The sequence below is a fragment of the Nitrosomonas communis genome (assembly GCF_001007935.1).
GTDB classification, from domain to species: Bacteria; Pseudomonadota; Gammaproteobacteria; order Burkholderiales; family Nitrosomonadaceae; genus Nitrosomonas; species Nitrosomonas communis.
The window spans coordinates 335,253-356,087 of the sequence record NZ_CP011451.1 but is presented as its reverse complement, the minus strand read 5'-3'; the positions used below and the strand labels follow the sequence as shown (position 1 = coordinate 356,087).

Annotated in this window: 13 protein-coding genes; 12 read left to right on the top strand and 1 reads right to left on the bottom strand. The window is 38.5% G+C overall.

Annotated features, from left to right (window positions below; genetic code table 11):
* The first annotated feature begins 104 nt into the window (after nt 1–104).
* The 4 genes from wecB (at nt 105) to AAW31_RS01545 (ending at nt 7,939) form a co-directional block, all read left to right on the top strand.
* Nucleotides 105–1,265 carry a non-hydrolyzing UDP-N-acetylglucosamine 2-epimerase gene (gene wecB / locus AAW31_RS01560; protein WP_046848895.1) on the top strand — a complete coding sequence of 387 codons (1,161 nt, stop codon included), beginning with the start codon at nt 105–107 and terminating at the stop codon, nt 1,263–1,265.
* 37 nt (nt 1,266–1,302) lie between these two features.
* A complete protein-coding gene (locus AAW31_RS01555; RefSeq protein WP_046848894.1) occupies nt 1,303–2,922 on the top strand; it encodes a glycosyl transferase family protein in 1,620 nt (539 codons plus the stop codon).
* A gap of 500 nt (nt 2,923–3,422) precedes the next feature.
* Nucleotides 3,423–6,857 carry a tetratricopeptide repeat protein gene (locus AAW31_RS01550; protein ID WP_082110307.1) on the top strand — a complete coding sequence of 1,145 codons (3,435 nt, stop codon included), beginning with the start codon at nt 3,423–3,425 and terminating at the stop codon, nt 6,855–6,857.
* A gap of 68 nt (nt 6,858–6,925) precedes the next feature.
* A complete protein-coding gene (locus tag AAW31_RS01545; protein WP_046848892.1) occupies nt 6,926–7,939 on the top strand; it encodes a DUF4434 domain-containing protein in 1,014 nt (337 codons plus the stop codon).
* Nucleotides 7,940–8,214: 275 nt separating this feature from the next.
* Here the strand turns inward: AAW31_RS01545 and AAW31_RS21060 are convergent, their stop codons facing one another.
* A complete protein-coding gene (locus AAW31_RS21060; protein WP_235264453.1) occupies nt 8,215–9,114 on the bottom strand; it encodes an ISAzo13-like element transposase-related protein in 900 nt (299 codons plus the stop codon).
* A gap of 102 nt (nt 9,115–9,216) precedes the next feature.
* Between AAW31_RS21060 and AAW31_RS21055 the strand changes: the two genes are divergently transcribed.
* The 8 genes from AAW31_RS21055 to AAW31_RS01500 all read left to right on the top strand — a co-directional run bounded on the left by AAW31_RS21055 (nt 9,217) and on the right by AAW31_RS01500 (nt 20,185).
* Nucleotides 9,217–9,585: a hypothetical protein gene (locus tag AAW31_RS21055; protein WP_158441329.1), complete on the top strand. Its 369-nt coding sequence runs from the start codon at nt 9,217–9,219 to the stop codon at nt 9,583–9,585.
* A 371-nt stretch (nt 9,586–9,956) separates the two neighbouring features.
* Nucleotides 9,957–10,271: a hypothetical protein gene (locus AAW31_RS18590; protein ID WP_144412806.1), complete on the top strand. Its 315-nt coding sequence runs from the start codon at nt 9,957–9,959 to the stop codon at nt 10,269–10,271.
* Nucleotides 10,272–11,054: 783 nt separating this feature from the next.
* Complete coding sequence (locus AAW31_RS01525; protein ID WP_144412805.1) at nt 11,055–12,437, top strand: hypothetical protein; 1,383 nt, start codon at nt 11,055–11,057, stop codon at nt 12,435–12,437.
* Nucleotides 12,438–12,446: 9 nt separating this feature from the next.
* Complete coding sequence (locus AAW31_RS01520) at nt 12,447–13,457, top strand: hypothetical protein (RefSeq protein WP_046848890.1); 1,011 nt, start codon at nt 12,447–12,449, stop codon at nt 13,455–13,457.
* The gene (gene pelF, locus AAW31_RS01515) at nt 13,439–14,968 is read left to right on the top strand and encodes a GT4 family glycosyltransferase PelF (RefSeq protein ID WP_235264452.1); all 1,530 of its coding nucleotides are present in this window, start codon (nt 13,439–13,441) and stop codon (nt 14,966–14,968) included. Before AAW31_RS01520 ends, pelF begins: the two co-directional genes overlap by 19 nt.
* Nucleotides 14,968–16,350 (top strand): exopolysaccharide Pel transporter PelG, encoded by a 1,383-nt coding sequence (gene pelG, locus AAW31_RS01510; RefSeq protein ID WP_046848889.1) that lies wholly within the window; start codon nt 14,968–14,970, stop codon nt 16,348–16,350. Before pelF ends, pelG begins: the two co-directional genes overlap by 1 nt.
* A gap of 160 nt (nt 16,351–16,510) precedes the next feature.
* Entirely contained in the window at nt 16,511–17,323 is an 813-nt protein-coding gene (locus tag AAW31_RS01505; RefSeq protein ID WP_158441327.1) for an endo alpha-1,4 polygalactosaminidase, read from the top strand.
* A gap of 81 nt (nt 17,324–17,404) precedes the next feature.
* Nucleotides 17,405–20,185 carry a bifunctional glycoside hydrolase 114/ polysaccharide deacetylase family protein gene (locus tag AAW31_RS01500; protein ID WP_052751999.1) on the top strand — a complete coding sequence of 927 codons (2,781 nt, stop codon included), beginning with the start codon at nt 17,405–17,407 and terminating at the stop codon, nt 20,183–20,185.
* The last annotated feature ends 650 nt before the right edge of the window (nt 20,186–20,835 follow it).

Below are 20,835 nucleotides of genomic sequence, written 5' to 3'. Positions count from 1 at the left end.
TATCACTGACACTGATTTCAGAGATAAGGATCTAGGAGTCGATTTAACGGAAAGTTGCGAGAAGTTTTTAAGCATAAATTTTATTAAAATTATTTGGTGAATAAATGAATAAAAAGAAAATAGCATTAATTATGGGTACACGCCCTGAAGCCATCAAAATGGCTTCTATCATATATGCTCTTAAACAACGATCCAGTGATATTGATACAGTGGTAATTGCAACAGCCCAGCATCGGCAGATGCTTGATCAAGTTTTATCGTTGTTTAACATTGTTCCGGACATAGATCTTGATTTGATGAGGCCTAATCAAAGTTTAAATGATTTGACTTGCAGCGTGCTGCAATTGATGCAAAAAACTCTTGAAGATGTAAAGCCGGATTTGTTGATGGTTCAAGGGGATACAACTACAGTCTTCGCAGCTTCAGTGGCAGCATTTTATTTAAAAATACCTGTTGCACATGTTGAAGCAGGATTGCGCAGTCATGATTTGTACAACCCATTTCCGGAGGAAGCGAATCGTCGATTAACTTCTGTATTGGCTCAAATTCATTTAGCACCCACTCCATTAGCAAAAGAGAAATTATTGAATGAAGGTGTCAATGAAGAAAATATTTTTGTGACGGGGAATACAGTTGTTGATGCAATGTCAACACTGCTTGACGCACCATTCTCTTTTCAAGGTTCTCCCATCGAAAATTTACCCCTGAGTCAGCACCGTGTCATTTTAGTAACGTCGCATAGAAGAGAGTCGCACGGAGAAGATCTAAAAAATACTTGCTTGGCATTAAAAGGAATCGTTCAGCGTTTTCCAGATGTCATAATCGTTTATCCCGTTCATTTAAATCCGAATGTCAGGAAAACGGTGATGGAAATTCTGTCTGATGCTGAACGTATTGCATTGACAGAACCGGTTGATTATCTCTGTTTCTTGAATTTAATGCGAAATGCTCATCTGATTGTTACCGATTCTGGTGGTGTGCAGGAAGAAGCACCGACTCTTAAAAAGCCTTTATTAGTATTACGGAAACTGACAGAAAGACCAGAAGCATTTAACGCAGGGTTATCCAAAATTATCGGTACATCAACACAAAAAATTATCGATGAAATCAGCCTGTTATTAACTGATGACAAGGCATACCAGGCAATGATTGGCAATAATCCTTTTGGTGATGGAAAAGCATCTGAGCGAATCGCTGAATTGGTCTGCAGATGGGCAAAAAATCAAAAGCCTCTATTGCAATATGAAAATGAGTTTAAAAGCTGAACTATAAATTAATATTTATATTGGGTTTTCTATAAAAATGGATAATATTCCTTATCTTTTGGTAGTCATGCAAATCTTGATGGCATTTGTATGTATTGTTTTTTTTATCAGTGGTCTTGATGATCTGTTCATTGATTTATATTTCTGGGTTAGGCGTTTTTATCGAAAATTTTTTGTGATGACAAAATATCAGCCATTAACAGAACAGCAGATATTAGATAAGCCGGAACAGTTTATTGCCATTATGCTGCCAGCCTGGGATGAATCGGCAGTTATTGGTCAGATGCTTAGGAACACGATCAAATCCATCAATTACACTAATTATCATATTTTTGTTGGGGTTTACCCGAATGATCCGAAAACTAGAGCAGAAGTTGAGAAGGTTATGGTTGAAAGTGATCATGTTCATCTTTGCATCACTGGAGATGATGGGCCGACAAACAAAGCGGATTGCCTTAACTGGATTTGTAATGGAATCAGAAAATTTGAGCAAAAAAATAATATTGAATTTGCCTGCTATATTATGCAGGATTGTGAAGATGTAATACATCCATTATGTTACAAACTGTTTAATTATTTGTTTCCAAAAGCAGATATGGTGCAACTGCCAGTATTGTCATTACCTCGTAAATGGTATGAGTTTACTGGTGCACACTATCAAGACGAATTTGCTCAATTACACTACAAAGATTTACCGGTAAGGGAATCCATTACTAAAAGTATTCCAGCAGCCGGCGTTGGTGTTGCTTTTAGCCGAAAAGCTATCAGTATTGTTGCCAGTAATAATAATAATCAGATTTTTAGTACCAATTCTCTAACAGAGGACTATGATTTTGGATTCAAGCTCAGAGAATATAAGTTAAAACAAATGTTTGTTCGTTTATTTGTAGATAGAACAATAACCAAGAAGTCTCTTATTACAGGGAAAAAGAAGCAAGTTAAAGTTAAGGAACTGGTTTGTATCAAAGAATTCTTTCCAAATATTTTTTGGGCTTCGGTGCGGCAAAAATCACGATGGGTACTCGGTATTGGTTTGCAAGGCTGGGCGAATTTGGGGTGGAAAGGACCACTATCTATTAAATATATTTTGTATCGGGATCGGAAAGCTTTAATTACTAATTTAATTAATTTGCTCGGTTATATTATTGTCTTCGTTGTTGTCTCAATCTGGATAATAATCAGTTTGGATCCCAATGCTTACCAATATCCCCCTTTGGTCGAGGAAGGGACATTTTTATGGTACCTGATTGCAATCAATGCTTTTTTTCTAGGGCTTAGAATTTTTCACCGTGGCTACTGTGTTAAGCAACTCCATGGCTGGACTCAGGCTTTTCTTTCATTCCCAAGAATGGTGTGGGGCAATGTGATTAATTTTTTTGCGACTACCAGGGCTTTGTCACAATATATGACCTATTTAAGAACCAAAAAAACAATTGGCTGGGATAAAACTGATCATGTTTATCCAGAAGATAATGCTCTGAATGTATTTAAACCGAAATTAGGAGAGTTCTTGATTGGCGCAGGAATTATTACAAAAGAACAACTAGATAATGCGTTATCAACACAAATAGAACAGCCTCGCTTATTAGGTGACATTTTGAGTGAGCTGGGTTATGTACAAAAAGTCCAGCTGGAATTGATCATAGAAAATATGTAGTAAATTTTATTGCTTATAAATTAAAAAATATGATGAAAAAATAGGATCTATAATGGCTAAATTATAGGATTATGCTATTGGTTTGATTTTTTAGCGTAAATTGTTTTTTTATTTGTAAAATGAATAATAAATAAGTAATTTTTTATCCCGAATAAGTCAGCAAGAAAAAGTAGGTTTATATGAAGCACATGCTCCTCAAAGAAGGCATATCATTAGGAATTCTGAAAGAACAGAAAAACAGGTTTTATGGTGACGCCACATATTAAAGGACCAACAGTTGGCTATCTGAAATTGCGCTCAATTCAGTGAGAAATATGTTTACAAAGGCTTGACATTTAATCTGGGAGATTAACGCATGGTCCTACTTTAAAAGAATTTTATGCGCTTTGTCATAAATAAAATACGCAGCAGTTTATGATAGAAATGCGGAAGCAAGGAATATATAGCAATTTTTACTTGATTAAATGTTGTCAGGTAAAGGTCAAAAATAAGGCTGAGAAATGGTATTAACCTGGATGTTCAAATTAAAATTAAGGTTATTTTTTGCTGTAATAGGAAGCTTGATGTCTACACTGGTTATATTTACCAGCCATGCTGCTGATCCAGCATTAAGTCAAAATAAACAAGACTATTATTTAGATAAAATAGTCATTGAACGGTCTGAGCGTTATTTGGAGCCAGTAATACGAAAATTTCGTAGTTTTCCACATTTGGATAAAGCCTATCGTTTAATGGATGAAAATAAATATCCTGAATCCAAGATCGAGTTTCAGAAATTTTTTGAAATCGATCCATTGGATATTAAAGCAAGAATGGCTTATGCCATCATGTTATATAAAATCAAAGAATATCAGGAGGTGATTCAACAGGCGAGCTTAGCATTAAAACAAATTGGCTATAGTGTACCATTTCTTCTATATCGTGCTTTAGCTCATAATGCCTCTGGAAATAATGAGCAAGCGCTTAAGGATTTTAACTTAATAATCGTAAGTAATGATGTTCTGGAGGAAGATAAACTATTTGCACTAGAAATGTCATTAATTATCTTACTAGAACAAAAAGCATATCGACAATCTTTGGTTTTTTTTGATCAATACCCTGCTCAAAAAAAAGATTTTAATTATTTTATGCGTTATGCGATAGCAAAAGAAGGTTTAGGTAAATATGATTTGGCTAGGGAAATGCTTGATAAGGCTTTATTACATTCTAAAACTAAGAATGAATCTATAAAGGTCTATTTGGCATTAGGTAACATTTATCAAAAAAGCAAAAGGCCTGATTTGGCAGAAAGTGCATATCAAGCTGCATTAGCAATTGATAAAAGCAATCCTGAGATATTACGGTCATTAGCTTATCTATATTACGATTTGGGTCATCTGGATAAAGCCATTGATATGATGAATGTGCTTTTGAAACAGCGATATCATGATGATGATCAGGAATTTCTGGCCAATCTTTTTTTTGCAAACCAAAATTATTTATCCGCAGCAAGATCATATGAAACATTACTCTTGAAACAAACACAGGATTCTGGTTTATATCGTACTTATATGTTGATAGGTCATGCCTATAGTAATGCAAAGCAGTATGATATGGCAGCTAAAGCTTTTCAGCATGCTGCTGAAATAAACCAATCCAGTGAAGTTATGCAATCTTTAGCCAATGCATTGGAAAATAAAGGTGATGTTGTCAAAGCAATTAAGGTCTATCGCGATTGGTTAAATAAAGAAAAAAGCCCAGAAGCATATATTAAATTAAGTAATCTTTATATCAGTTCTGGCGATATGAATAATGCTTTACGATCATTAGAGTTAGCACTTCAGTCTGGCGCATCTAAAGAACAGCAAAAAATGGTGTATCGATCTCAAGGTGAATTGCTTTACCAGCAAAAAAAATATGCACAGGCTAAAATTGCTTTTCAAAAAGCAGTAAAAATTGATTCAGCTGATCTGGGGTTAGCAGCAAAAATTGATTCAGCTGATCTGGAATTAATGAATTCATCGGCTATAACAAGTTTAAAAACAGGTCACTTAGATGAAGCTTCAGACACTTTAAAGAAAAGTCTGAAAATAAAGGAATCGGTTCATACCTTGTTTATGCTGGCTGAAGTTGAAAAAAATCTAGGAAAATGGGAGAAGTCAGCTGAAATATATCGCCATTTAATTCAGCTTAATAATTTAAATTCAAAGCAAAAAAGCGATGCGTTAACAAATCTGGGGTTATTGTATCTCGACCAAGGGCAAGAGCAACCGGCACTTGATTATCTAAAAGCAGCAGCTTCTATGGATGAGCAAAACTGGGTGAGCAACCGAATCCTGGGTAACGCATATGCCCATTTTGATCGGTGGGATGAAGCGTTTGTACAGTATCGGTCTGCATTATCAAAACAAAACAATTTGGAAAATTTGTTGAACTTTGCCCAAGCTAATGGCAAGCTGAATAAAAACGACATTGCTACTGATTATTTTCAACGAGCGATGGAGCAAGCAGATAAAGATGGCGTTAACTCCGAGGAGAAAAAGACAATTCTTGATACATTTGGCTATTTTTTAGCGAATCAAAAAGAATATGAACAGGCCGCAGAGAGATGGCGGCGATCTTTGCGAATCAAAGACGATCCGGTTATCAGAATGCGGTTGGCTATGCTGCTTAGTTCTGAATTTGATGATGATCAATCTTTAAGCGAATTAGAGTCAATTGATAGAAATAGCTTATCTGTGGAGCTGAATGCTGAACGATATGATTTTATCGCCCAACAGTATGCAAAAAGAAAACAGTTTTCAACCGCAATTAGTGCTCAGATAAAAGCGCTTGATTTTATAAAAACAGCAGAGCGGCACTATAGGTTGGGAAATTATTTTCAGTCTAATAAGCAGAATAAAGAAGCTCTCGAACAGTTTAAGCTTGCTGTTGATAAAGATCCTGATAATAAATTTTTTGTAGCTGCATTAGGCTATGCTTATTCGAATAATGAGCAACCTGATCAGAGCATACAAATGCTTGAAAATGTCGTAGAGAAAGATCCTGAAAATCTTGGGTTGAATAAAGATCTGGCTTACCTTAGTCTGAGAAATTCAGATAATGAAGCAAGTAAGTATTGGTTTAAACAAGCCATTGATGTGAGGACTGAACAATTAGGCAGTAATCAGCTCGATGTAATAAACAAGGATAGTGAGTTTGCCAGTTTAAGAAGAGAAGTGAGGGAGTTAGAGGATAATTTTAATTTCACTGTTTATTCTGGCTATAGACAAAACAATAATACCGTAAACCCAACTGGAGCTCCGGGAATTCTTGGTGGTGTTATTCCTTCCCAAGGTGGTGTTGAACTGAATTATCGACCGCCTGTTATCGGATTGCGTGATGGGCGCACCTTCACATTGTTTTCACGTTTGCTCTGGTCTATGGAGCCTGATTCATTTAAGGTAGATTCAGAAACATTTCAGTCTACTGTTGGAATCAGGTATAAGCCCTTTAAAACACATAATTTTAATTTAAGTGTAGAAAAACTAATCAAGATTGGAGATAGTTCTCAAAATAACTGGTTGATTAGAGGAATGTATGGCTGGACAAATGGATTTGACATCAATTTCGGGAAAAAATACTGGAATTACACAACATTATTTGGCGACTTAGGTTATTTTGTTAAATCTCCTGATATATTGAGTTTCTTCGGTGAGGCTCGTCAAGGAATCAGTTATAACTTATGGAACAACATAGTTTTAACGCCGCACGCAGTGATTGATGGTCGAATTCAGACAAAAGATCAGAGTAACCTATCCTATTTAGAAGCTGGCGGTGGATTATCGTTGAAATATTACTTTAATCAAACCAGATACTCAGCTCCTAAATCTTATATTGAATTTTTATTTCAGTATAAGGCTGGTATTGTAAATATTGAAAGTGGTTTTAATGCAATTGGGATTTTCAGATATTGAGCCGTATATCGGAGAATTACAGCGTAAGACGTTTTTACTGGGTATGGATAGGTTGTTTGATAATAATAATGATTATTTTCAGTCGAGCGCTTTTTTTAAAAGAACCAGAACCAATTTATCCAATTCGAGGGACGTTTATTCAGCTTCTTGAAAACTCGCATGGACAATGGAAAGAAAATGATTGGTTGATTTTTTTTTCGTATCTTAAAAAGCTAAAAATATCTGATTTATACTTGCAATGGACTGTTGCAGATACACACGCTTTTTTTTCCAGTAGCTCGCTTCAGTCTGTTAAGTTTCCTCCACTAGAAACCATTTTAAAACTGGCCGAGCAGCTTGATATAAAAATTAATATCGGTTTAGTTTACGATGACAAATATTGGAATCAGATTACTAAAAATCCACATCAAGTGAAGGTCTATTTGGACGAATTGCTGAATCGTTCTACATTCGTTGCTGAGCAAATAGCCCCAATTGCCATAAAATATAAATCATTTAATGGATGGTATATTACCGAGGAAGTGGATGATATAAACTGGAGGCGAGTTGACAAAAAAGAACTTCTGTTTGCTTATTTGGGACAATTAAGTAGTGCGTTAGAGAAGTTGACACCTGGCTATCAAATTGCAATTTCAGGATTTTGTAACGGGCAAATTAAGATTGCTGAATTTAAAAAATTTTGGGATCAATTATTTAAGCGAACAAGAATTAATTTGGCTTTATTTCAGGACGGAATTGGGGTGAATAAATTAACTTTCTCTAAGCTACCTAATTATCTTGCCGCTTTTAAGCAAGCTGCTGTTGATAATCAGAAGGAAATAGGCGTTATTGTTGAAATTTTTCGTCAAACGGATGGTTACCCAATCAATAAAAAACCATTTCAAGCGGTTCCTGCTGATTTGTTTAGAATCAACCTGCAGCGGCAACTAGCGAGTAGGTTTTCACAAAATATAATTGCTTTTTGTATCCCATCTTACATGATGCCGATAGCTGGTAATCTTGGAGAAGCTCTGTATAACAGGTATTTGGCTGATATTGAAGAAAATATCAATTCCGATTCGAGACTGGAGCAGCTAAGATAAATCACTCATCTTTTCGTTTCAGATTTAAGTATGGGGTGAGGAGTTAGCGTGCCACGAGGATAGGAAACTGTCCGTAACTATACAAATGATGGAGGAAGGCCCTCCGGAATCACCTTACAGGAGGAGGTTTCAAACCACCTTAAGCGGCTCTTGTCAAAAGCCTGGGTCGTGAGCGTTAAGGAAAAGGCACTTTTGAAAGTGTCAGGTGAGGATTAAAAAGATGAACAATAAGTGAACCCTTGCAAGCATCGAAACGTCTGTATGTGTAGTCAAAATCAGGAGCTTAGGCGATTTCCGAAAGTAAACATCCCCATCAGGTAGGCCGAATCAGAATGTCCCATTTGGGCAAAAGGGGTTGCGCTCCCATCTGGTTTCGATCTCTCCCGCATGGTTTTCCTGGATAGAGAAACGCCTTTCTGGTAGAGCCTACGGCTCAATTTTACCACTGGGTGGCTACCTTTCCAGGTCATGCTTTTCGCCCATGCCAGCATGGTTGCGGTATCCACCAGTTGGGCTCCATTCCAATGCTGTTCCAAAATTCCCCAACATCGTTCGATGGGATGATACTTGCTGTGGTATGGCGGATAGTACAGCAGTTGGATGATTTTGCCGGTCGTATCGGTGAACTCCACCATGCGCTTGAGGAACTGGGTACGCACCCCGCTGCTTTTCGGGCCATTGTCCACTTTGAGTTGGACGTGTGTCATCACGGCCTGCTTTTCCCTGGGGATAGCCTGCCACCAGTCCTCCAAGCCATCCACGATGAAGTCACTGGTCTTGAAGGAGCTTCCAAACGTCAGATGCAACTGCCCACTATCCTCTTCCACGATCCCAAACGGAACCTGCTTTTCCTCGCAGCCCATATCGTGATCGGCGGCTTGGGTGTCACCGCGAGTTTTCCCACCCCGTGAGTATTCCCCGATCTTCACAGTGGCCTTGCAGTCGATGCTCAGGCGCATGACCTGCCTAACTTCCAAACCGCTGGGTCCATTATGGGCTTTCCGCCCTTGTCTGCGATATTGGCAAAGATGGCATTCGTTTCCGGGAGTTTTTTGGGGTTTGGCCCTGACTACCTTGCGTAGGCAGTAGCCATTTCGGTTCAGCACTTCGGCCATCGTGCTGGATGATGGTAGGCCACCCTCCGGAAAACCTTGGGCACGTAATCGATCCAACACCACCGCTACGGTCAGCCGAGTATACGATAGCGCCGTACGGAAGGTCGGGTCTTACTGACAGTGCGATTCCGCTAATGTCCATAGGACCTGCGCCACGTCAGAGTGCCTCTCCTCCCAGAGGCGGTTTCCGCAGTACGCTGCTTGCGCCCCCAGGCAAATCACGCCCGTGCGCTATTCATTCAGCCCGAGTTCGATCGTGTCGCGATTCCAGCCAAACACCCGCTCCGCCTGGCGGGGATTGCCCCGGCAATATTTCAACGTCATCGTCGCCTGAAAGGATCGGCGTTCCGGTCCGAGCATTTTCGAACTCGCCAGTCTCAGGTCTTCGATTTGGGACGTACTCAGGGGCGCAACAGTCGGGGCAGAGGCGGACAGCATGATCAAGCTCAGCGGTTAAACAAGTGGAAGCCCAATTCTACCTCAATGGGAATAGCCTTTCTCGGAAATCACCTTAATTGGCTCCTGAGATAAGTCCAAAGGATACCTGTTTACTGTTTGGATGGCTGCCGGTGTAGAGAGGGCATGAGCTTAGTCTGGGCGTTTGTATGGAACGTGGGAACCTTATACGTGATGTTAAGAGAAAACCTTATAAGCGAAACCCGCGAAGGGGGAAAATATCGATGCATGTATGAGGGGCGGATTATCCCGTATTAGCGATGAAGTTTCTGTAATGGAAATGGAGTGAAGGGGATGTGTTGGCTCAGACTAAGCATTTGCCAACCCGGCTCGGGGAAGAGCGTATGCTTTGCCTGTAGTATTGGCATTGAGAGGTGCTAATAGAATGGCCGACAGGAGCCGTATGAATCGAGAGGTTCACGTACGGAGTCTGTGAGGAGCTGGAGGTGAAACTCCTCCGGCTTACTCGACCATTGGATGAGCGCAAATCCAAGCTACGCCTTGCCCTACCAGTGGCAAACAAAACTGCAGAGGAGGTGGTATGCGATATCATCACTCTGCTGGGTGTATTCAATGATTGGGTACAGACGCTCACCTTTGACAATGGCAAGGAGTTCGCTAAGCATGAAGAAGTAGCGAATATTCTTGAATGTGAAACTATTTTGCTAAACCCTATCACTCGTGGGCGCGTGGCCAGAATGAGAACGCCAATGGACTGTCACGCTAATATTTCCCTAAAACGATGGGGCTGCTGGATGTAACCACTTGGCAAGTATTATATGCTGTACACAAACTTAACAACAGGCCAAGAAAGTGCCTGGGGTTTAGGACGCTTTACGAGGTGTTCCGAGAATTGTCAGGAACAGATACCGAAAGATTGGTGGGTTATGCACTTATTACTTGAATTCAAGCCAGACCAAAACAGAATCAGTTCGAATACTCAAATTCAACAGCCTTCTTTCAGACTCATTTCTGTATTGGAAAATACTGTATAGTAAGAAATTAAAAATAGACCTTACATGAGACATATACCCTAAAGTCAGCATAAAGCTGTGTCTCCTTTTATCCTTAGTATAAGGAAAAGCTTGATCAGGGCTGTGCAAATTCTACTGACTAGCTGTAGGTACTCGTTACCTTCTTCATAGATGGGCAGTTAAAATTTAAATCATAGAATTTGGGTTAGGGTTGTCAGTTCTGTGATCTTTATGGCAAGATACATTGGCACTTTGCTAGTTGGACCGTCAAGTTAACCAATACTATGCCTGAGTAGAGAATTAGAATTCACGCATCCTTATCTATTAAGGTGTTCCTTGAGTCTTCGGATTCCAAAATTTTATTTGAAAGATTGAAAGATTTGATCAGTTCAATTGAAGATATGATGAGCTAAATTCTTGAAGATATGTTAAGTGTGTCAAATGCATCATCTTCTAGTGCTATGCTTGAAAAGCATGAAAAATTTCTTGGAGATGCAAATAGCATTAAGCAAAAGCGTTTTATATCAGATCTAGTTTTTAAATCTAATTTATAATTTTTACTTTCAAAAATTGAATAAGTTGATACCATCAAGAAAAGGAGAAATAACTAAATGGATAGAATCCATTATTATTACGATATTACTTCCGGTAATCGGCTATGTTATTAATTCATCAGATCCTTTTTTTGTAAATTATCATTTTCCCTGGTTGATTCTAGCTCCTTTATTAATCGCTCTTCGACATGGGCTTGCTTATGGGATAGTAGCTACTACAGTGCTTGTAGGAATAGTTGCGACGGGCTTTTTATTTGATTGGCAAGAGGTTCCTTTTTTTCCAAAAGAAATGATAGTTGGTTTATTGCTGGTCACAATAATTTCAGCTGAATTTCATGAAATTTGGATGCGGAAAATAAAATACTTAGAGAGCAAATATAATCATATTAACGCGAGAATGGATAAGTTTACTCGCGAATATCACCTTCTCAAAGGTTCACATCGTCAGCTAGAGTTACATGTAGCAAGTCAGGCAAAAAGTTTACGTTCTTTCTTGCATGATTTAGAGCGACATATTTTATCTTTAGAGAAAAATGAAGGTGAACCTCTAAAGGGTATCGGTGCAAGTATTCTTAAACTCTTTGGTGACTTTGCAAGTGTGCAAATAGCTGCAATATACGCGATAACAGATGATGAGCGAAAAGAAATTAATCCTGAGCCTGTGGCTTATTTAGGGCATGCACCACCTTTATTAATTTCAGATCCCTTAGTAAAAGAAGCCCTAAAAACAGGGCTTGTTGCGAGTATTAAATTAGAAAATGAAAATGCAATGGATACTCCTGAAACGCTTGTCGCTATTCCTTTAATTGACGTTTATCAGAAAATCTGGGGATTGGTTGTTGTGAATGAGATGCCGCTATTTGCATTGCAGGAAAGTACCATGGATTTATTTGCTGTACTAGGGGGAAGTATCGGTGATCTGGTAAAGCGGCGTGCAGAGGCCTATAGTTATATAGATGATAAAGGAAAAGATGTTGAACTTAAATTGCGACGTGTTTTAAATGAAATTAAACTTTTAAAGACATCTGCTATGTTGATTGGCGCAATTATCGATTCTGAAGAAGTACAAAATAAATATCTGACTAGATTTCAAGCTAATTTGCGAGGGGTCGATAAAATTTGGATTTTCAATGAAGAACAAAATTATAAAACTTATCTGATCCTGCTGCCTTATACGGATGAAAATGGTGCTAATGAGTTCTTAAACCGTATTGGATTATCAGAATTATTAGCTAAAAAAGTTTGCAATGAGTCCAATACTAAGGGCGCTGGTTACCATGACAGTGAAGTTAGTCTCAATATATGGAGCTTAAATAATAAAACTTCACTAAAAAAATTAGTATCAGAAATTTTTCAATTTTATAAGAAAAGAACGGCTTATTTTGATATTCAAAGATAAGAAATAAGAATGCGATTATTTCTAATTCTGTGTAATTTAATTCTACTTGTTCTAGCATTAGGATTAGAAATATACGGCTTTAAGTTAATTCTAAATGAATCTTTATCTGAACAAATTTTAATAACATCTCTTTTTCTTCATTTTATTGCGAGTATCATAGCTGCCTGTATTTTTCCAACAATAATGGCATCTAATCGAAAACAACCTCAGTTGAAGATCAATATTTTCTTTTTTGTGGTTGTTTTTTATTTGCCGGTGTTAGGATTAGTAGGATTAACCTTGGCAGTACCATTCATCATTCGTCATTCTCCTAAACCCAAAAAAACCAATTTTGCTATGAGCTTAAGTAAAATCAGGAATCTACCTGATATACCGGCGCAAGCTATAGATGATAATTTTGCAAACTTACATAGTTTGTATCGGTCCAGAAATCCTGATAAAAGACTTAAGGCGATATATGCTTCATTAAAAATAAAGGATCGGGATGCCATTCCACTTTTGCGTATGGCACTTAGTGATCCAGTTGATGATATCAGGTTGCTTGCTTACGCTTTATTGGACAGAAAAGAGCATGGGATCAGCGAACGAATTAAGCTTTCGAAGCAAAAACTTGAAAAAATAGAAAACTCAAGAAATAAACGCTTGTATCGTCAGATTGCAAATGACTATTGGGAATTAGCAAATCTTGGTCTAACTCAAGGGGAAGCACGAAATTATGTGCTTAATATGGCCTGCAAATATATTGAACTGGGTCTTAAATATTACCCCCAAGATGTGGGATTATGCTTCCAGTATGCACAAATCTTGCTGAAGCTGGGAAATTTTGAGCGTGCATATGAACAATTTAAAAAAGCTGAGAGTCTGGGAATGGAGCATAAAAAATTATTGATTTACTATGCAGAAATTGCTTTTCATAGACATCAATACTACAAGGTAAAGCAATTAATGGCAGAGATAGATTATCCAGCAGCTTATCCTCAATTAACATCGGTAGTACAATTTTGGCAGAAAAGAAACTAATACAAAAAAAACAAAAGCATGCAGATATCACTCTCTTGCTAGAGGGCACTTATCCTTTTATTAGGGGAGGAGTTTCAGGCTGGGTACACCAGTTAATAGAAGGACTTCCACAGTACACATTTGCACTGGTTTTTTTAGGATCAAAGGAAAAAGATTATACCGATCAGAAATATGCCGTACCTAGTAATGTAGTTCATCTGGAATGCCATTACTTGTGGGACCCTCTTTCATTCTCTAAGCCAAAAGCTTGTAACGGTAATGATGAGTATATTCAGAGCTCAAGCAAGCTCCACGATTGGTTTCGCAATCCTTGTTCAAGCTTCGATGAAGCACTAGTAAGTAAAATTTTGGTTTCTTTGGGACAACCGTCTGGCTTTACTGTGGAGGAGTTTTTTTATAGCGTAGCGGCATGGGAGCAGATCTGTAAGCAATATAATGAAAATAATGCAGACAATTCATTCATAGATTACATATGGGCAATTAAATCCATGCATGCTCCGTTATTTAAGATTGCCAACATTGCTCACCAATTTGCGCTTAGTACAGGAACATTTCATACTGTGTCTACAGGTTTTGCAGGTTTGTTAGGAGTATTATTGCATTATTTAACCCACCGACCGTTAATACTAACGGAACATGGTATTTACACAAAAGAAAGAAAAATAGATTTGCAGTCTCTTTTTATCAAGGAGCATCGTGATTTATTAAGTGATGCTTATCATATGGGAATGCAATATCAGGAACTATTATGGCTAAGATATTTTGAATCATTGGGACGGCTTATTTATAAAGCATCGAACCCTATTATTAGTCTTTATGAGAAAAATAGAGAACGGCAGATTACTGATGGCGCAGATCGCGACCGTACAAAGGTTATACCAAACGGAATGGAAATCGAGCGTTTTCTTACTCTACGCGCGCAACGACCAGAAAAAATTCCTCTCGTGATTGGATTGCTGGGAAGGATAGTACCTATAAAGGATATTAAAACTTTTATTCGGGCCATGCGTACGGTGGTTACTCAATTACCTGAAGCTGAAGGTTGGCTGATTGGTCCAGATGATGAAGATAAAGAGTACGCACAAGAATGTAGGGATTTAGTGCTGGAGCTGGAATTGGAAAAAAACGTACATTTTTTAGGATTCCAAAAAATAAGCGATGTGCTTCCTCGTCTAGGATTGTTGGTATTGTCATCAATCAGTGAAGCTTTTCCACTAGTATTACTTGAGGCCTATGCAAGCGGTTTACCAGTTGTGACAACTGATGTGGGTTGCTGCCGGGAAATCATCGAAGGCAGTAGCGACGAAGACCGTGCTTTGGGATGCGCGGGAATAGTAGTTCCCATCGCTAATCCAGAAGCCATTGCAGAAGCAATTATTACACTGCTGACCGATGAGAATCGGTGGTATTCAGCACAAAGAGCTGGCATTCAACGAGTTGAGAGCTATTATACGCAGTCTAGAATGTTAGACGGCTATAAAACAATTTATGATCAGGCATTGATACAATAATGGCAGGCATTGGGTTCAGACTACGTGAACTGATGAAGGCAGATACTCTATCTGGAGTACTGTTAGCGTATAGTTTCGCCGGAATTATTGGTTCTGGCCCATGGGTATTATCGATCGTTGGGATACTATTAATTGGTTTCATCAGCACAGATAGCTCCTCTGTCCCTTATTTTGTAGGACAGTTCCAGATATCTGTAACTTATCTGATGGCGATATCTTTAATTCTGACTGGTCCATTACAGTTAATCATCACGCGTTTTATTGCTGACAGGGTGTATGAAAAGCATGAGGAACTAGTTCTGCCAAACCTGATTGGTGCCATATGTCTTGTAATCACTGTAATCGGAACACTTGCAAGCTTGTGTTTAATTTATTTCTTTGCTGGTTCTGTATTGTATCGCTTATTAATGTTAAGTGGTTTGATTATTCTTTCTACTATTTGGATAGTAGTGATCATTTTATCGGGACTCAAGGCATATCGTGAAATTTTGTTAGCATTTCTGTTAGGTTATGGGATAACGGTATGGGCTTCTAAAGAATTGGGTAAGTTTGGACTGGAAGGCTTGCTTTCTGGGTTTGTTGTAGGACAAGGCATCTTATTATTTATGCTTATGGTTGTAGTTTTTAACTCCTATTCTAGTAATAAACTGATTGCTTTTGATTTTTTGCGACGAAACCAGATATTTCCAAGCTTGGCAATTACTGGCTTACTTTATAACGTAGCTATTTGGGCTGATAAGTTTATTTTCTGGTTCAATCCTCAAACAAGTACTTCGATCATTTTTCCTTTAAGAGGATCAGAGCTTTATGATCTTCCAATCTTTCTTGCTTATTTATCAATCATACCTGGGATGGCCGTATTTTTATTGCGAATAGAAACAGATTTTGTAGAAAAATATACAAAGTTTTATGGTGCTATTAATGGCGGTGCTTCCTTAAGGCTTATTTTAGAAATCTATGAAGAAATGGTTGCAACCATTCGAAGAGGATTTTTCGAAATCATTAAAGTGCAGGGAGTGACTATCGTTATCCTGTTGGCTTTAGGAGATAAATTACTAATATGGGTAGGGATATCACCTTTTTATAAAGTATTGTTAAATATTGATTTGATTGCGGTCGGAATACAAGTATTACTGCTGGCGGTTCTCAATTTATTGTTTTATTTTGATTATCGTAAAGATGCACTCTATCTCTGTTTTTTATTTCTAGCCTCAAATATTATATTGACGTTTCTGAGCCAATATCTGGGCCCTGTATTTTATGGTTATGGATTTGCCTTATCCGTTGCGTTAACAACAGTAGTTGGAATGGTCATCGTCTCAAAAAGACTTAACCTGTTAGTGTATGAGACATTTATGCTACATTATAAATCTGGAGATTAAAAAATTAATTATAAATACCATTAAAAGGTAAGTTTTTCGATTTTGCTGAAGGTCATCAGCTTAATGCTTATTTCGTGGGAAAGAGAAAAATGAAATTAGTCTTCTTGAACTATCGAGCAGTTGTATTGCTTAATCAAGCATGGTTTTATTGAGCATCTGCTTGCCCCTACAGGTAAACCAGAGTATCGCATTTTTCTATGGTCGGCCTGTTCCGGTGAATTTACTTTCACATTATCAGCAAGTGGTGGTGGAGCCAGAGAATATGGATAATCTGAATGATCTCCATGCTAAAGGAACAAACGTATTTGCCTATATAAGTATAGGAGAAATCCATCCGACACGCTCTTGGTATTCAGAAATTCCTAAATCCTGGATTCTGGGCAGTAATGAAAAATGGGGGAGTCGTATTATTGACTTAACCCAACAAGGGTGGCATGACTATCTCATTAATAAATATTTAAGCAAGCTGTGGAAAGAAGGATATCGCGGCTTTTTTCTGGATACCATGGATAGCTATCAAAGCGCTGTCCATGATGCTGATGGTCGATTGCTTCAGGAAAAAGCATTGGCAAGCCTCATTAGTCGTATTCATCAACATTTCCCAGGGGTTAAACTTATTTTTAACCGTGGGTTTGAGGTTTTACCGGAAGTGGGTCGATATGCTGTCGCGCTGGCTGCAGAATCACTATTCGAAGGCTGGGACCCAGCTAAACAAGAATATACCGAAGTTAAAGAAGCAGATCGTCACTGGTTGCTGGAGAAGCTCAGGCAGACACGAGATCAATATGGATTACAGATAATTGTTATCGATTATGTTGACCCAAAGCAGAGAGAATTGGCGCGAAAGACTGCTAAACGAATATCTTACTTAGGTTTTACACCTTGGGTGGCCACTCCAAGACTCGATATTCTTGGTGTCGGATTGTCGGAAATATTTCCCCGCATCATCATAAAATCAGAAATTAAAAATTAATTTAACCCATCTAAGAGGCAAGTTTCTCGGTTTTGCTGAAGGTAGTTGGCTTCGTGCTTATCTCATGGAAAAGAGAAAAATATGAAATTAATCTTCTTGAACTATCGAGCAGTTGTATTCCTTATTCATAGCATAATTTTATTAAGTATCTGCTTGCCCCTACAGGCAAACCAGAGTATCGCATTTTTCTATGGTCGGCCTGTTCCGGTGAATTTACTTTCACATTATCAGCAAGTGGTGGTGGAGCCAGAGAATATGGATAATCTGGATGATCTCCATGCTAAAGGAACAAACGTATTTGCCTATATAAGTATAGGAGAAATCCATCTGACGCGCTCTTGGTATTCAGAAATTCCTAAATCCTGGATTCTGGGCAGTAATGAAAAATGGGGGAGTCGTATTATTGACTTAACCCAACAAGGGTGGCATGACTATCTCATTAATAAATATTTAAGCAAGCTGTGGAAAGAAGGATATCGCGGCTTTTTTCTGGATACCATGGATAGCTATCAAAGCGCTGTCCATGATGCTGATGGTCGATTGCTTCAGGAAAAAGCATTGGCAAGCCTCATTAGTCGTATTCATCAACATTTCCCAGGGGTTAAACTTATTTTTAACCGTGGGTTTGAGGTTTTACCGGAAGTGGGTCGATATGCTGTCGCGCTGGCTGCAGAATCACTATTCGAAGGCTGGGACCCAGCTAAACAAGAATATACCGAAGTTAAAGAAGCAGATCATCACTGGTTGCTGGAGAAGCTCAGGCAGACACGAGATCAATATGGATTACAGATAATTGTTATCGATTATGTTGACCCAAAGCAGAGAGAATTGGCGCGAAAGACTGCTAAACGAATATCTGACTTGGGTTTTACCCCTTGGGTGGCCACTCCAAAACTCGATATTCTTGGTGTCGGATTGTCGGAAATATTTCCAAGACGAATTTTAGCGCTTTATGATGGGCAAGAGCATCCAGAAGGATTGCAGCGAACTGATGTGCATAAATTACTTGCCATGCCACTAGAATATATGGGTTATACAGTTGATTATTTAGATGTAAACAGTGGACTACCCACTCAATCACTGATAGGACAATATGCCGGGATTGTCACCTGGTTCAACAACGATACTTTACGAGGACCAATAAATTATAGAGATTGGCTATTAAGCCAAATAGATTCTGGCATAAAGGTTGCTATTCTGGGTAATCTAGGTTTTAAAGCTAATAATACTTTTTTGCAGCATTTGCAGGTCAAATTAAGTCAGTCAGCAATAAAAGAGCCGCTCAAAATTGAACGGAGCGATCAAATTATTGGTTATGAAGTGAAACCTCAGCCAAAAACACGCGGGTTCACCACCTGGCAAGCTTCAAGAAATATTGATACACATCTAAGTTTGATAGATCAAAATAAACAATCTTGGGTCGCTGTATTTACTGGACAGTGGGGTGGAGTTGCCTTCCATCCTTATGTAATTGAGACTGGCTATGAGGGACGTCAGCGGTGGATTATTGACCCATTTAAATTTTTAACCAAGGCTCTCGACCTACCAGAAATACCTGTTCCTGATGTCACCACTGAGAATGGCAGACGCTTATTACTGGTGCAAATTGATGGTGATGGATCCAGCAATAAAGCAGAGATACCGGGAACACCCTTAACAATAAAAGTGATTCAGGATTATTTCTTAAAAAAATATAAATTGCCATCGACGGTTTCTATAATTGAAGGAGAAGTATCAAACGGTAACTCTACAGATAGGCTTACTGAAATCGAGAAAGTGGCGCGAAACATTTTTGATCTAAATAATGTTGAGATCGCTAGCCATTCTTATAGTCATCCTTCAACATGGTTTCCAAAGAACAATATTGATGCGAGAGGTGATGATTTTAACTTTTCCATTCCTGATTATAAGTTTAGCTTGGAACGGGAAATCGCTGGGTCGGTAAATTATATTAATAAAAAGCTGGCGCCTGAGAAAAAGCAAGTTCGTGTTTTTTTCTGGACTGGTGATGCGCTGGCAGATAAAGAAGCTTTAACTCTGACGCATTCACTTGGGTTGGAGAATATGAATGGCGGTGGTGCGACTATAAGCAAAGATGAAAAAACCATGACACGTGTGCCCCCTCTGGGCTATGCAATTGGCGATCAATTTCAGGTATATGCTCCCATTGCAAGTGAGCATGTTTTTACGAACAGCTGGCAAGGCCCTTTTTACGGATTTAATCGAGTCATTGAAACTATGCAGCTTACCGATAGCCCGCTGCGCCTGAAACCATTGCATATCCATTATCACTTTTATTCGGGAAGTAAGATAGCATCTATCAATGCGCTTCAATCCGTTTATGACTGGAGCATTAAACAGGAACCAAGAGCTATTTGGGTGAGTGAGTATGCTCAGAAGGCAAATGAATTTCGGAGTATTACTTTGTCCCGCAGAATCGATGGTACTTGGGATATCAGAGGACTCAATAAATTACGTACTTTACGTTTGCCAGTATCGCTAGGATGGCCAGATTTGGAAAATTCTGAAGGAATAATCGGCGTTCGTGACATTAAGCAGGGGCGGTATGTGCATCTTTTACCTAATCATGGGCAAGCTCTATTGAATACAACATCTGAGCTTCCTTCTTCCACCTATCTATTACATAGCAACGGAGAGGTCGGAAAGTGGCAAAAGACTGCGGAAGGCGCTAATTTACATGTACATGCGCATATGCCGTTAGAATTAGTCATAGCATCTTCAAAACGTAAATGCTATATTAATTGGAGAGATGGAAAGCTTGATGGACAGCAACAGAACCGAAGCTGGAAATTTGTTTTCCCTATAACCAAGCTGGAGAATGCCTCGCTAGTTTGCCATTAAAAGGTCTTTTTGATGTGTTATTCCATTTTTAAATCAAAACTGATTTTGTTGGCTTCACCTTGCCGTATTCTTCTTCTGTCTGCGGCTCGTCTTCGCGCCATTTTTGATTGGGGAATGGAATTAGGCAGTGAGAAGGATTATCTTTAAATAAAAACTTAAATACAAGATGTTACAAATATTTCTGTAAGCTGGATCAATGGCAAATACAAAATATTTTTTATTCTAATTAATGCCATTCAGTGGAGTAGTATTGATTGGATGCAAGAGATCAATACTTAGCGAGAACATCAGGGATTTATATTGCTCTAACGGGATTTTGAAAAATTTGATGCTTACAGTCTGGAATCTTTTTAATGATTGTATGTATTAGTTTACTCTTTAGCTATTTTTTCAAAAAAAGCTGAAACTGCTCATTTTGGGGCAGTTTTTATTCAAGTAATTGGGATTTCTCACTTTTTAAACTTTACCTGTACACTTACGGCGGATATTTTGAGTATATACTCTTTATGAACATTATCATCCAGTGATGGCTTTTTCCATTTTTTGTACCCATAAAGCTTTTATGCGAAGCTCTTACACCTAGTGGTGTGCAATCCATGCTGAAATGTTGGTCATTGCTAAGGTTCTAACATGATAGCAGTTCCATGCTC